Annotated in this window: 14 protein-coding genes and 1 pseudogene; 9 read left to right on the forward strand and 6 right to left on the reverse strand. The window is 68.0% G+C overall.

Going from position 1 to position 12,549, the window contains the following annotated elements; translation table 11 throughout:
* Positions 1-57: 57 nt before the first annotated feature.
* The 3 genes from ACFT7S_RS37920 to ACFT7S_RS37930 form a co-directional block, all read right to left on the reverse strand.
* Positions 58-216: a hypothetical protein gene (locus ACFT7S_RS37920; RefSeq protein ID WP_382740892.1), complete on the reverse strand. Its 159-nt coding sequence runs from the start codon at positions 214-216 to the stop codon at positions 58-60.
* Between the two features lie 33 nt (positions 217-249).
* The gene (locus tag ACFT7S_RS37925; protein ID WP_382740895.1) at positions 250-615 is read right to left on the reverse strand and encodes a hypothetical protein; all 366 of its coding nucleotides are present in this window, start codon (positions 613-615) and stop codon (positions 250-252) included.
* A 435-nt stretch (positions 616-1,050) separates the two neighbouring features.
* The gene (locus tag ACFT7S_RS37930) at positions 1,051-2,307 is read right to left on the reverse strand and encodes an endonuclease VII domain-containing protein (RefSeq protein ID WP_382740897.1); all 1,257 of its coding nucleotides are present in this window, start codon (positions 2,305-2,307) and stop codon (positions 1,051-1,053) included.
* 6 nt (positions 2,308-2,313) lie between these two features.
* Between ACFT7S_RS37930 and ACFT7S_RS37935 the strand changes: the two genes are divergently transcribed.
* From ACFT7S_RS37935 to ACFT7S_RS37975, 9 genes and pseudogenes are all read left to right on the forward strand, one after another.
* Positions 2,314-2,979 (forward strand): hypothetical protein, encoded by a 666-nt coding sequence (locus ACFT7S_RS37935; protein ID WP_382740900.1) that lies wholly within the window; start codon positions 2,314-2,316, stop codon positions 2,977-2,979.
* A gap of 136 nt (positions 2,980-3,115) precedes the next feature.
* Positions 3,116-3,502, forward strand: coding sequence for a hypothetical protein (locus ACFT7S_RS37940; RefSeq protein WP_382740902.1), 387 nt, complete (start codon positions 3,116-3,118; stop codon positions 3,500-3,502).
* A 161-nt stretch (positions 3,503-3,663) separates the two neighbouring features.
* Complete coding sequence (locus tag ACFT7S_RS37945; protein ID WP_382740925.1) at positions 3,664-4,191, forward strand: RNA polymerase sigma factor; 528 nt, start codon at positions 3,664-3,666, stop codon at positions 4,189-4,191.
* Position 4,192: 1 nt separating this feature from the next.
* Positions 4,193-4,813 carry a hypothetical protein gene (locus ACFT7S_RS37950; RefSeq protein WP_382740905.1) on the forward strand — a complete coding sequence of 207 codons (621 nt, stop codon included), beginning with the start codon at positions 4,193-4,195 and terminating at the stop codon, positions 4,811-4,813.
* A 174-nt stretch (positions 4,814-4,987) separates the two neighbouring features.
* Positions 4,988-6,451 carry an NF041680 family putative transposase gene (locus tag ACFT7S_RS37955; RefSeq protein ID WP_382740908.1) on the forward strand — a complete coding sequence of 488 codons (1,464 nt, stop codon included), beginning with the start codon at positions 4,988-4,990 and terminating at the stop codon, positions 6,449-6,451.
* A 32-nt stretch (positions 6,452-6,483) separates the two neighbouring features.
* A complete protein-coding gene (locus ACFT7S_RS37960) occupies positions 6,484-6,750 on the forward strand; it encodes a hypothetical protein (protein ID WP_382740911.1) in 267 nt (88 codons plus the stop codon).
* Positions 6,696-6,884, forward strand: a pseudogene (locus ACFT7S_RS37965) (hypothetical protein); the annotation flags it as partial. The gene ACFT7S_RS37960 and the pseudogene ACFT7S_RS37965, both read left to right, overlap by 55 nt.
* Before the next feature lie 380 nt (positions 6,885-7,264).
* Complete coding sequence (locus tag ACFT7S_RS37970; protein WP_382740914.1) at positions 7,265-7,498, forward strand: hypothetical protein; 234 nt, start codon at positions 7,265-7,267, stop codon at positions 7,496-7,498.
* A 325-nt stretch (positions 7,499-7,823) separates the two neighbouring features.
* Entirely contained in the window at positions 7,824-8,183 is a 360-nt protein-coding gene (locus ACFT7S_RS37975; protein ID WP_382740928.1) for a VOC family protein, read from the forward strand.
* A gap of 149 nt (positions 8,184-8,332) precedes the next feature.
* Here the strand turns inward: ACFT7S_RS37975 and ACFT7S_RS37980 are convergent, their stop codons facing one another.
* The 3 genes from ACFT7S_RS37980 to ACFT7S_RS37990 form a co-directional block, all read right to left on the reverse strand.
* The gene (locus ACFT7S_RS37980; protein WP_382740916.1) at positions 8,333-8,692 is read right to left on the reverse strand and encodes a hypothetical protein; all 360 of its coding nucleotides are present in this window, start codon (positions 8,690-8,692) and stop codon (positions 8,333-8,335) included.
* 162 nt (positions 8,693-8,854) lie between these two features.
* Positions 8,855-9,604 (reverse strand): hypothetical protein, encoded by a 750-nt coding sequence (locus ACFT7S_RS37985; RefSeq protein WP_382740919.1) that lies wholly within the window; start codon positions 9,602-9,604, stop codon positions 8,855-8,857.
* Positions 9,601-11,985 (reverse strand): Helicase associated domain protein, encoded by a 2,385-nt coding sequence (locus ACFT7S_RS37990; protein ID WP_382740922.1) that lies wholly within the window; start codon positions 11,983-11,985, stop codon positions 9,601-9,603. Before ACFT7S_RS37990 ends, ACFT7S_RS37985 begins: the two co-directional genes overlap by 4 nt.
* Positions 11,986-12,549: the final 564 nt, after the last annotated feature.

The following is a 12,549-nucleotide window of genomic DNA, read 5'->3' on the forward strand; positions in this document are numbered from 1 at the left end:
TTTCTGGAGACTGCCGCGTCCCTGAACCTCGACCCCGATCGCGCCGCCGTCCGCGCTCTAGTCCGTGACCTTGCCTCCGCCCGCGACCTCGCCCTGGCCCACGATCGCGATCCCACCCGCGCCCACGGCGCCGCCCTCGACCGCGCCCGTGTCCTCGGCCACCCTCGTTCCCTCGACCGCGCCAGCGAGCTCAGCCGCCTCCTCTTCTTCGACCACGCCCTCGACCCCGCCCGTGATCTTGTCCGCGCCCTAGTCCGTGACCTTGCCTCCGCCCGCGACCTCGCCCTCGCCCTCGGCCAAGACCCCGACCGCGCCTTCACCCTCCCCCTCATCCGCGCCCTGAACCTCGCCCTCGCCCTCAACGTCCACGCTCTCGCCCGCGACCGCGCCCTCGCTCTCGCCCGTGACCTCGCCCTCGACCTCGCCCGTGACCTTGTCCCGGGCCTCGTCCGTGACCTTGTCCCTGACCTCGTCCCTTCGCGTGCCCCCGACCTCGACCTCGACCCCGACCTTCGCCACGCCCGCGCCCAACTCCATGCCCGCGCTCTCAGCCTCGCCGTCGACCTTGTTCACGACCCATCCGGCGACCTCGCCCGCGACTTCATCGAAGCCCATGGCAACGTGTCCGACGCGGCAAGCAACTTCGTCGGCGCAGACCTCACCACCACGGATCTTGGTGCGGTCAACCTTGCAGGGATCCGCTGGAGCGGCGACACACAGTGGCCCACTCCTGAGTGGACCGCTCGCATCCACAGGGCGTCTGTTGAGGACCCTCCTGGATCCGGGGTCTTCATCGTTCGTCCTGAAGAGGGCCACACTTTCGCCGATCGCGGTTCCCTGGCACCAATCTCCTGAGACACCACATCTAGCGGTAGCGGTGGGGCTCTCCGATACCGAGGCACGGAAGCACCGGCACGCGGAGACGCTCAACTGGCCAACTGCGGCACTCAGTCACACCCGGACCAGTTGGTCCGGGCTCGCTCGCGTATTCGCCGGAGGGCGGATGTGCATGCACGCGTTGCCGTGCTCAACGACGCTGTCGCACGCCGGTCACCCCGCGCCCGTCGCCGTGCCGAAAGAAGGGCGGCCCTCCTGCGCGGCGAGGGCCGCGTCAACGAAGGCCCGCACGAGTGCGGTGGTCTCGGACGCGGTGACGTTCTTCGCCCACAGGCTGGCGGTGTGCCATCCGCTGCACTCCAGTTTGAACCGGTGAACACCGTGCGTGGGCTCCAGCTCGTGGGCGTACGGCTGCTTTCGGCAGCGCCCGTGCCGCTCGGTCTGCTCCAGGTGCGCGCGGACCACGTCCAGGTGGAATCGGCTCGGCAGGGTCCGTTGTTCGAGGCAGCCGCGGCACTCCAGGAGGTGCAGCGTGCTGCCTTCGACCTGGAGGAAGTAGTACGGCGTGGCCTTGCCCTCGCGGGTATTGCAGCTGCCGCACAGCGGCCCTCGAACATGGCCGTGCTCGTGGCAGTGATCCCACACCGACGCCTGACTCTTCTTGCACAGGCAGCACAGGTAGTCGTCTGCCCTCGTGCCGCGCCGGCGGGACGACTCGTACTGCACCCCGCGCAGATGGCCGGCGTAGGGCCGGAAGGCCGCTCCGGAGCACGGCGGGCACCTCGTGACATAGCCCTTGCTGGTCGATGTCCTCCAGTCGCCCCAGTACGGGCCCTGGGCGCCGCAGGTGGTGCAGACCCGGGCCAGGTCGACCAGTTTCTCCTCGCGCTGCGCCCAGCGATCCAGGAAGTCGATGTAGGCGCGGGGCAGAAGCCACTTCTCCCCGGACCAGGTCAGCAGCTCCAGCGGGCGGGTGCCGGCCATGTTCTGTGAGTGCCAGTACCGGCTGCAGGAGGCGACGAACTCCTCCCACGTCAGATCCCCGGGCAGCCCATTCGCCCCGACCCGCTTCCAGGAGTCCCACCGCTCTTCGTACGGGACCCCGTCCTGGGCCTTGTGGCGGGCGAGACGGAACATCCGCGACACCAGGTGGCGCCGCCAGTCGACGCGGTGCCACTCCTCCGGGTCGTTTTCCCCGAAGTCGCGGTACGCGGGCAGCTGCACGTCGACGACGTCGTCCAGGTCCAGGCGCAGCTCCGCGAGCGCCTGCCCGGTGCGGCGGATGTCCCGCTCGTCGTACATCCAGCGCCCTTTGTGCTTGTAGCAGCGCACTGCTATGTCGCCGAAGAAGACGTGGCCGTGCTGCGCCAGTCCCGGCATGTGGAGGAGCTCGTCAGGGTCCAGCGGCACCATGGCGTTCTGGGTCAGGTCCGCGAAGAGGGAGAGTGCGTACTCCCGGCTGATGAGCATGACCGGATGCTGACAGCCGCCAGTGACAACCCCCGCCGGGCGGCGCGTCTTTGCCGGGCCAATGCAGGTGAAGCCGTCCGGTCGCTGCTCCAGTACGCCTACGATGCGGTCGTGCGGAACACGAAGGCGTTCAAGGAAGCCGTTGCCGAGACGCTCGCGGAGCTTGCCCGTCGCGGGGTGACCCTCGCGCCGGCGACCGTGGCAGAGACCATCGAGCGACAGATCACGACGGTGTCCGAGCGGCTCGGCATCCAGGTGCGTTCCGCCTGGCGGTACTTCGACGCCTCCGCTACCGCCGACCGCCTCGCCCAGAGCCTGTCCTCCTTTGAGGAGAGCAGCAGCGAGAAGGGCGCCGGGCAGGCCCCAATGCCGCCGATCGACAACCCCGAGCTCGCCCTGGTCCTCGCCGGGGTGCCGGATTCCCTGGCCCAAACCGGCGGCGACCTCTACTCGGTCATTATCAACGTGGCGGTCAACGCCTGGATGGCTGGCCACATCCACGCTGAGGACGGCTGCACCGGATGCGGCGACAGCCGCGGCCCGGCCGGACACGACTGGGAAGCCCGGATGCGCGCTATCACCGAGATGCAGCCGAACATCACCAAGTGGTTCGACCGCGACGTGTGGACTGAGGCCGTCAACGACACCGGCTTCACCGTCACTCGCCGCTGACGGTCAGGTCAGCTCTCGCCGAACCCTGCTATGCCTGGTGACGTCGCATGTTCAGGTGTCGCGTATTCGCGAGCGTCCGACGCGTGGGGGCCCCACCCCGGTCACCGGCTGCACCTCGACCTGGCAGCGACCCTCCATGGGCTGGCAGTTCACCGGTGGTGATACCTCACACCGCATGAAGATGGCCAAGGAAGACAGCCCGCGCATCGAGGTTGGGCACAACTACCTCATCGCCATCACCTGGGAAGCAGATCCTTGCAATCCGGGCAGCGGTGAGTGGCGTGGCCTCGGGGAAGGCTCCACCCTCTCCTACGACAGCAACACCATCGGTCAGGGGGAACTCGAAGGCCGCGTGCAGTCCGCGGAGCAGGCCCGCTCTGCCAACGACGCAGCAGACCCCAACCACGGCCTGGAAGAGGAAATGGTCGGCCAGACCGCCGACGATCTCGCCCGCGCCCTGGAAGCAGCTCTACCCCTGGCCACGCCGGGCAGCGCGCAGGCGGCAACTGCCGAGTGCGGCTGAGCACACGCCACTAATCCGCAGGTGTGCGGCATGCCCCTGCCGCACACCGGGCATTTCACTTCCACTCCGTCCGTGCAGGCGGCGCTACCGACAGATTCGACGCTTTGGCCGAACGTTTCGCACCATTGCTGCGTCGTATAGGAAACGACGAGAGGCTGGAGATGGCTGCACGGCGCACCGTGAGACCACAGGCTCGCCATACGCGCACCCCGTTGACGGATCCGGCGGTCATCTCCCGAATCCGGGCGGTCCTCGCCCTGGGCGGGGTGCCCTGGGACCAACTCGACGACGGCATTCAGCAGGTGCGGCTCAAGCTCCTTGAGGCGACATCCCATGGACAGGTCCGAAACGAGGAGGCCTGGCTGATGGTGGTCGCCGCACGGGTGGCGGCCGACTGGCATCGCACCCAGAAGCGGGACACGGCGCTTCGCCAGCGGCTGGCCAACCGCTGGTCGCGCTGGCCGCCGAAACATCCGCAGGAAGACCGAATGCTGGCCCTGGCGGTGGCCGATGCCTTGGAGACGCTGCCGCCTGGCCAACGTCAGGTACTGGCCCTGCGCTTCTACGCCGATCTGACCGTCCGCGACATTGCCGGTCTGCTCGATATCCCTGAGGGCACGGTCAAGAGCCGGCTGCACACCGCCATGGGCGCCATGCGCGCCTGCCTGAGCACCCAGGAGGTGATCTGAGATGACGCAGCCGACCGACACCGACGAAACACGACTGCGACGCGCCTTTCAGATGATCGGCGAGGAAGCGGGGCAGGCCGACACCCCGCAACAGCCGCACGCTGCCAGCCGCCGCAGACGCGTCCTGGCCAGCGGGCTGGTCACCGTTGCCGTGGCAGCCACCGTCCTGGTGGCGACCCTCTCCACCGACCGTCCCGACGGTTCTGGGGACGGGTCACAGTCGCTTAGCGTCGCCGAGTCGATCGCCTGCGCCGACACCATTGTCGAAGGAGACGTTCTCGCGATCCGCGACACGCGCCCTCCCGAGCCCAAGCCCGACGACTGGCTGCCGCACGTCACGGTGACCTTGGCGGTCAAGGACTGGATCAAGCCGGAGGAAGGACCGGCGCGGCTGGACGTCGACATCGCCGCGCCGTCGGGAGGAGACTCCCCGATCGCGATGGGCGAGCGCCTGCTGATCAAGGTCTGGAACCATCCAGGGATCTCCAACCGGTACCACCGCACCGGCGAACTGGAGCCGACCCGCGAGTCCCTCGCCCGGTGGCTGCCCACCGGCATGAAGACCAGCTGCCCCGACTTCTGGAAGCACCCCAGGGATGGAAGTGTCCCCGGAGACAGTTGACCATGCGTCCGAGCGTCGGCACCCGTCCGTGCGGTGTTGAGCTTGTCATTTATGGCCCGGTGTCGAACGAGGCTCGAACTTGGTCGGTGTTTTCGCAGTTCACCGGACGAGAAGGGCGGCCTCTGTCTGATCCTGTGCTCCGTCACAGAGTGGATCAGCGCGAAGGCCGTGGTCGTGAGTTTGGTGTATCAGGGTGTCCTGCGGGATGCGTTCGCGGAAGTGTCACACTTCCGGTCGGAGTTGTACGCGTGCATGACCGCGCGGGGCGACGCGTTGTTCGAGTTGTGCGACGCGCTGTTGTGCACGGATGGGCCAGTGCGGACGCTGGTTGATCTCGCGCTCGCGCCAGAGCACCGTCGTGGTCACGGAGCTCTGTGCGGCGGGCTCAACCAGGGGCGGATCGATGTCGCACGGCTGCGTCGTGCCCTGGTCGGGGTGCCGTTGCCGAGGGCGGCGGATGGTCGGCTGGTGTTGGCTGTGGATGTCTCGCCGTGGCTACGGGCGGCCGCCAACACGTGTGCTGACCGGGCCTTTTGCCACACGTTCGGCCGGGGTGAAGGCAAGCATCAGATGATCCCGGGCTGGCCGTACTCGGTGGTGGCCGCGCTGGAGACCGGCCGCACGTCCTGGACGGCGGTGCTGGACGCGGTCCGCCTGGAGCCCGGCGCCGATGTTGCTGCGGTGACCACGGGGCAGGTCCGCGAGGTCATCGAGCGGCTGGTCGCCGTCGGCCAGTGGCGGCCGGGTGACCCGGAGGTCCTGGTCGTGCTGGACGCGGGATACGACGCTCCGCGCATCGCTCACTTGCTGGCGGGGCTGCCCGTCGAGATCGTAGGGCGGCTCCGTTCGGACCGCGTGATGCGGCGGCCGACACCGCCGCGGGTCTACGACCCCAAGGGTGGCCGGCCGCCCAAGCACGGTGGCGAGTTCGTCTTCGGCGACCCGGCAACCTGGGGCAGCGAGCAGGCCGTGACGGCCACGGAAACGCGGCTCTATGGGAAGGCGACCGCGCAGGCGTGGGACCGTTTACACCCGCGCCTGACCCGCCGGGCCGCATGGCTTGACCACGACAGCATGCTGCCCATCATCGAGGGCACCGTCATCCGGCTGGTCGTGGAGAAGCTGCCCAGCGGCGGGGTCAACAAGCCGGTATGGCTGTGGTGGTCGGGCACCGGTGCGACCGAAGCGGATGTCGACCGCTGCTGGCAGTCCTTCCTCCGACGCTTCGACATCGAGCACACGTTTCGCCTGTTCAAGCAGACGCTCGGATGGACCAAGCCCCGACTCCGCGACTCGGAAGCGGCCGACCGGTGGACGTGGTTGGTGATCGCCGCCTACGCCCAGCTCCGGCTCGCCCGCCCACTGGCCACCGACCTGCGCCGGCCCTGGGAAAGGCCGGTCGAACCGAACAGACTGACACCCGCCCGTGTCCGCAGAGGCTTCAGAAACCTGCACGCCAAGACCGGGTCACCAGCTGGTGCACCGAAACCGTCCCGGCCCGGACCAGGTCGGCCCCTGGGTTCGAAGAACCGCCGCCAAGCTACCCGTCATGACGTGGGCAGAGTCCTCGCCACCGGCGAGGCATACAGCCGACCCGCCCACCACAAGGTCGGCACCAAACCCCGCAGGACAGGCTGACAAGCGACCTCGAGGATCAGCACACTGAGCGCATGCGATACGAGGAGAGGGCGAAGCTCACCGCCGCGAGAGCCCTGGTCCCGGTGGCCATCCTTGTCACCTCACCAGTGCTGCTGATAGCCGGAGCACCGGTCCGCCGCCGATACCTCCGCTACGTCTACCGGGACGATGCCCCACTGATCCTGGACAAGGAACAGGGCCGAATCAGTGTCCACTGGTTCGTGGTCACCAGCCCTCTTCTCGCATGGTTCTGCTGGCCCACAGAGTCACTCGCCCGACTCATCTCGCGCCGAGGTTAAACGACAAGCTGATCGAAGCCGAACTCCCCCTGGACCGCGCTCCGCACGAAGCGCTCGTCACCGCCGTCCTCGCGTGGAGAGACCCGCACCTCGAACCCCGCGACTACGAGCAGATCGCCCTCCAGCTGACCGGGACTGGGGAACCGATCTGCCGCGTCTGGACCGCTCGAATCAGCGGATCGTGCTCGGTGCGCTGGCCTGGGCCGCAGGCGGCGAGAAGGCCGCCTACCCCTACATGCTCCCCAAACAGCCGGAGCCCGAGCCGGTCCCGCCGACTCCCTTGCACATCGTGGACTGAAGCGCTTACCCCCGAACGCGAGTGCAGGAAGTGTTTCGGTCGAACCACCTTCCCCGAACATGACAGGCGCACTTGCCTAACTTGCCTGCACTCGCGATTAGTGGCCTGAGCTGCGCAATGAGGCTTCGTCCCCTAGATAACGTCCCAAGTAGCGGTGTCCCCACCCATTGGTCCGCTCGACATGTGTGCGTCGCGCCCGTGCAACACGCTGTAAGCATGACCAACGATGCGCAAGAGGCGTTCCACCCCGCCCCCATCGTCGTCCTCGGCGTCGTGCCGAGCGACCCGCCGTTCCGCCTGGTGGAGATCAACGGGGAGGTGGCCGGGCCTGCCTACAACCTGCTGGATGTGATCAGGCTGGCGCACCAGGCGGGGCTGACCGATCCCGACCTCGACGATCCCGCAGTCGTGAGATGGGTCGGCGGAGGCAAGTACAAGTGGGTCCCCTGAGCGGGCGGGTTTCTGGCGTATCTGGGTCATGCCCCCGCTAGAGCCCGCTTCCGCGACACGGCCCGGACTCCGAGGATGGGGCGGCGGGGCGTGCGCGGGCGTCGCCATCGGCCGCGGGACGTTGAGGGGAAGAGGAGGGCTCAATCGTCATACTGGTTCAACGAGCACCGGTACGGCCCCGGAACGACCGACATCGCAGTCCGCCACGGCATCAACATGACTTACATGCCTGCATGGCATACATCGCCTCTGACGTGCACGGATGCCGCTCTGACCCTAGATAACGATGCTGGGACCCGTATCGCTGCCGACCGAGGGAGCAGCCATGGCCGGGGAGATCTCGTTCTTCGAGCTCGGTGTGGGGGACTCCGAGCGGGCCCGTACGTTTTACAACGGGCTGTTCGGCTGGACCTTCGATGCCGGGACGTCCGAGGGCGGCGGGTACTCGATCCGTACGCCGGGCGTCCCCGGGGGCGTGCACGGCGGGGACGCGGGGGCGAGTCCATACCTGTTCTTCAAGGTCGATGACCTGCAGGCCGCGATCGCCCGGGTGCGCGAGCTCGGTGGCTCCGTCGATGACGTCGAACTGGGCGGCGACAAGGAGACGGTAGCCCGCTTCGGACGCTTCCAGCTCTGCCAGGACGACCAGGGCTCCCCATTCGGGCTCCACCAGCCGCCGGCCTGATCCTGCTGCTCCGCCGATCCGTCGTAGCGTCGGCACGGGCGGCCCACCGCCCGTGCGGGCCTTGTGCTGCACGAGGGCCGCGATGCCCTGTTCGAAGGCTGACCGCCGATGACCGGTCCCCCTTTGCGGCCGCGCCCCGGTCGGCGAGATCAGGTGATCAGGGTGCGGGTGGCGATGCCCCGCAGGGTTCCGGCCTGTTTGGCGCTGCTCAGGTTCTTGGTGGTGGGCTCGCCGCGCAGCGGTCCGCAGAGGACCACCGGCCGCTGCTGCTCCACCAGCGGCCAGAGGGAATCGGGTACCGGGATGCCCGCGCCGAAGTCGAACAGTTCCTTCTCGACGGCGTTCTGGGCGTCGTTGAGGCGGACGATCTGTGTGAGGCGGCGGGTGGTCGCGTCGAAGGCGACGACCCACCGGGGGTCGCGCTCCAGGACGTCGTCCCACACGGGCCAGCCGAGCCCGGCCCAGTCGTCTGCCTCCCCGGCCGGGGAGCGCGGCTCCATGGTCAGCATCAGCAGCCACCCCGCCGGCGGGACCTGGATCCGTGAGAGCACCAGGGTTACGCCATGGCGTCGCTCGAACGGATGAATCGGCCGCGCTCCGGTGCTAGTACCCGTCTGCTCCTGGAGGTTCACCGGCTCAGGCGGGTGCGCGGTCCCCATGCGAATTCGAGATCATCCAGCAGGACGTCCTCCAGCTCTCTCTTCCACCGGCTGCGCAGGAGGAACGGGGCAGTCTCCATCCGCTCGCAGATGATCAGGCTCTCGGGCTGCCCGACCAGCATGTAGCGGCCGTGCAAGGGTACTGCCCGGCCTGTACGCGCGCAGCAGCTCCTCCAGGCGCTCGCGGTGCTGTTCGGCGAACGCTTCCAGGCGCTGTGCGTACCCAGCCCGCTCGTCCTCACGTACTGCGCTGAGCGCCACGGCCAGGATCTCGTCCGACGCCTCGGTAACGAGGAAGTCGCCCGGGTCGGCCAAGGCCCACATGCGCCGCTCCGCCGCCGCCATGACCTCCCTCGCGTCCAGCGCCGGGACCGGCCTCTCCGCCTCCTTCGGGGCGGGCGGCGCCGCTTGCTGGAGATGGGCGAGCAGCATGGCGCTGGAAGTGGCGCGCCCGCGCTGCGCGGCGGTCGTGTCGGCAATACGCAGCAGGTCGCTGGCGACCGCGCGGACACCCGCGAACCAGCCGTCCTCGAAGCGCTGCTCGGAACCGTGCGGAGCGCTGCTCTCGGAGATCCAGGTGTGCGCCCCGGCAATTGCCCCGGCCTCCAGCTGCGACACGATCTCGTCCGCCTGCTCGGTTGCGACCCCGGCGGCTAGGGCCTGGAACACCACGGACCGCGCGCTCGTAGCCTCATGCTGGTGCTGGCCGATGCGGGCCAGCTCCTGGCCATACGCGTCCGCGTCGTGCTGCTCGGTGCTCATGCTGCCCACTCCAGTCCGAGGTCGGCCAACTGCTGAAGCTTGTCGGCGGTGAGCTTGGCGCGGCGGCTCTTGCTGTTCGACAGAAACACCCCGAGCTTCACCTCACTCCCGTCCTCCAGCCGTTCCACGTGGCCCCTGGAGACCGTCACCGAGCCCTCGCGGGCTTTGTACTGCGCCAGGGCTGCCACCCCCCGCTCGAAGGCCCCCACGGGCGTCGCGGACGGCTTCGCCGGCGGTTCCAGCTCTGCCGCCATCGGCACGACGCCGATGGCTTCCAGGCGCTCGCGCTGCCCGCCGGTCAGGGCCGCCCAGACCGGCGGCTGCCGTTGCCGGGCCAGCCATTTCCCGATGTCCATCCCGTGGACGGTGACCCCGGGTTCGATGTAGGCGAGGATGCTTTCCTCCGCGAGCATCTCGCGCACCACGGCGTAGTGCCGCTGCCACTCCGGCGGCCATGACGGGTTCCAGTCCTTGTCAACCTCGCGCAGCGCCGACTCCCACTCAGGGTGATCCTCCAGCGCACCCGCGCGGCGGAGGTTGGACAGCCACTGCCCCACCGGCCGATCCAGCATGGCCGCGGACCGGGGCGCGCACAGCGTCCAGTGCTCCTCGTAGTACGCGCGGGCCGCCTCCAAGTTCTCCTGGAACCGCTCATCTGCGAGGCTCCAGACCATGCCCAGCTTCTCTAGCCGCCCGGCGCGCAGGCCGGTCATCTGCCCGGCCCCGTACGCCCGTCGCTGCTCCGCGACCCACTGCCCCAGCGGGTAAGCGCCCTCCTTGTGTCCGTACGGAACTCGGGCGTGAAGCTCACGCTCGGTGAACTTCTTGAGCGCCGACCAGCCGCGCGCCCAGTCCTGCTTCTCCGTGTCGATCACGTTGAAGGAAACCCAGTCAGCGACCATCACCGGGTCACGCGGAGCGGCAAACCGGAGCAGGAGACGGGATTCTTCTTCGCCTTCCTCGGGCGGCGGACCGATGTACTCGGACGGCTGCGCCACATCCTTCTGCGGCTCCTGTGGAATTGCCAGCAATTCCACAGCCTCTTCGTCGTGAGCCCGAAGACCTTCCAATACCTTCACCAAAGGCCGATACGATCCCGACGTGAACATATCCTCCGGCTTTTCTCCGGGCTGAAGAAATACCGGCACGATCAGAGAGGCGAGTTTCCCCTGTCCCGGCTTCTGACGCAGCGCCCGGCCGATGGCCTGGACGATGTCGTGCGGAGCGCCCTTCGGGTCCAACAGGGCCACGGAGTCCACCGCGCGGATGTCGACGCCCTCACCCAGGACACGGCAGTTCGAGAGGACTGCACGCCGGGCGGTGGAGCCGAACTCGCCCAGGACCTCCCGCCGGCGTTCCGGCACGTGCTCACCGCACAGCCAGTCAGCCCAGATCTTCGCCGGGTACTTCTCGGGCTGGTCAGCGTGCAGCTTCGCCGCGACCCGCTGAAGGCCCTCCGCGTACGCCTGTGCCTCTATCGTCCGGTGATGGAAGGTGATGCAGGTCGACAGGTCGTGCTGCGCCATCGTGTGCAGGAGCGCGGCCTGCAGCGCCCCGAGCCGCTGCCCGCGCACTTCCTCGCTGCCCCGGTCCTCGCCCATCAGCCGGTCCGGAGTGACAACAGGGTCCTGGAGCTCCAGCACGATGATCTGGTACCGCGCAAGCAACCCGCGGGACACCGCCGACGCCAACGAGAGCTTGTAGAGGACGGGCCCGAACACGGCCTCGTCATCCATGCTCGCCGCCATCTCCTTCGGCAGCGCATCCCGCACCCCTTCGGCGACCTCCCAGTTCGGCCGCTCCTGCCAGATCCGCGGCGTCGCCGTCAGATACAGCCGCCGGTACGCCGGGATGACCCTCTGGTTATGGATGTCCGCCCACGCCTTACCCATCGAGCCCGTAGTGCGGTGGGCCTCATCGACCACGGCGAGGTCCAGCGGGGCGAGCTGCTGCCCGTAGACGCCCTCGAACGCCTCCACCAGCACACCCAGCGACGCGTACGTCCCGAAGAGGGTGACGGGCCCCTCGCCGTGCCACAGCGCCAGCTGCACAGGGTTCGTGGTGGAGCGGACCTTGAGACTCCACAGCTCCGGATCGTCCTGGAGGCTGCACACCGCGACCGCCGGCCCCGTGTGCCCGGCCGAACGCCACTCCCGCACTGTCTGAGTCAGAAGGTCCAACGTCGGCACCAGAACGAGAATGCGCCCCTTGGGCACAATCCGCTTTGCCGACACCGCAGCAATGGTGGTTTTCCCCGTTCCGCACGCGGCATGCACCTGCCCGCGCAGCCCATTGACAGGGATACCACCCGGCGGGATATCGAGACCGCGCACAATGGCCGTCACGGCCTCAATCTGGTGGGGAAACAGTTTCCTGGCCATTCCCGGGTTTCTCCTTTTCGCGGAATTCGGTGCGCAATCAGAAAAGAAAGCCCCGCGACACGAGGGGCCGGGGTGCCGCTGCCTGTACCCATACTCTACACAGCAGATGTCTATGATGCATCACCCGCGCAACATGTTCGCCCTGTAGATTGATACTTGACTGAATCTCCACTCACACACACGGCTCATGCGGTATGCTGGCGGGCTATTGGTGAGCTTGACCGGACGGTTTCGAGGGCGGGGGAGAGGTTCGGGTGGAGCGCAGCGGAGCCCGTCACTGCGGTGGGGTCGACCCCCGATCGGACCGACGGACCGTCACTCTCGTTGCGGGGGTGGTGGCTGGGATTCCCAAGCCCTACACAGGGCGCGAGCACGATACACCTCCCCTTACTGCCAGCTTCGGTAATCACGCTTGCGTGATTACCCCTCAATTCGCGCTTGCGCGAATTGACACTCTTTCAGAATTCCGTTTACGGAATTCATTCCCGCGCGCTTGCGCGGGAATTCGAATTGCGCTTGCGCAATTCGCGCTCTATGCAGCGGCTTGCCGCTGCATATCCCGCC

Source organism: Streptomyces sp. NPDC057136 (genome assembly GCF_042670885.1).
In the GTDB taxonomy this organism is placed as follows: domain Bacteria; phylum Actinomycetota; class Actinomycetes; order Streptomycetales; family Streptomycetaceae; genus Streptomyces.

What these genes read in the sequence shown, in the direction of transcription:
- ACFT7S_RS37925 (WP_382740895.1), bottom strand. Translation starts at nt 615, where the DNA reads ATGGGCTTCGATGAAGTCGCGGGCGAGGTCGCCGGATGGGTCGTGAAC.
- ACFT7S_RS37930 (WP_382740897.1), bottom strand. Translation starts at nt 2,307, where the DNA reads ATGCTCATCAGCCGGGAGTACGCACTCTCCCTCTTCGCGGACCTGACC.
- ACFT7S_RS37935 (WP_382740900.1), top strand. Translation starts at nt 2,314, where the DNA reads ATGCTGACAGCCGCCAGTGACAACCCCCGCCGGGCGGCGCGTCTTTGC.
- ACFT7S_RS37940 (WP_382740902.1), top strand. Translation starts at nt 3,116, where the DNA reads ATGGGCTGGCAGTTCACCGGTGGTGATACCTCACACCGCATGAAGATG.
- ACFT7S_RS37945 (WP_382740925.1), top strand. Translation starts at nt 3,664, where the DNA reads ATGGCTGCACGGCGCACCGTGAGACCACAGGCTCGCCATACGCGCACC.
- ACFT7S_RS37950 (WP_382740905.1), top strand. Translation starts at nt 4,193, where the DNA reads ATGACGCAGCCGACCGACACCGACGAAACACGACTGCGACGCGCCTTT.
- ACFT7S_RS37960 (WP_382740911.1), top strand. Translation starts at nt 6,484, where the DNA reads ATGCGATACGAGGAGAGGGCGAAGCTCACCGCCGCGAGAGCCCTGGTC.
- ACFT7S_RS37970 (WP_382740914.1), top strand. Translation starts at nt 7,265, where the DNA reads ATGACCAACGATGCGCAAGAGGCGTTCCACCCCGCCCCCATCGTCGTC.
- ACFT7S_RS37975 (WP_382740928.1), top strand. Translation starts at nt 7,824, where the DNA reads ATGGCCGGGGAGATCTCGTTCTTCGAGCTCGGTGTGGGGGACTCCGAG.
- ACFT7S_RS37980 (WP_382740916.1), bottom strand. Translation starts at nt 8,692, where the DNA reads ATGCTGACCATGGAGCCGCGCTCCCCGGCCGGGGAGGCAGACGACTGG.
- ACFT7S_RS37985 (WP_382740919.1), bottom strand. Translation starts at nt 9,604, where the DNA reads ATGAGCACCGAGCAGCACGACGCGGACGCGTATGGCCAGGAGCTGGCC.
- ACFT7S_RS37990 (WP_382740922.1), bottom strand. Translation starts at nt 11,985, where the DNA reads ATGGCCAGGAAACTGTTTCCCCACCAGATTGAGGCCGTGACGGCCATT.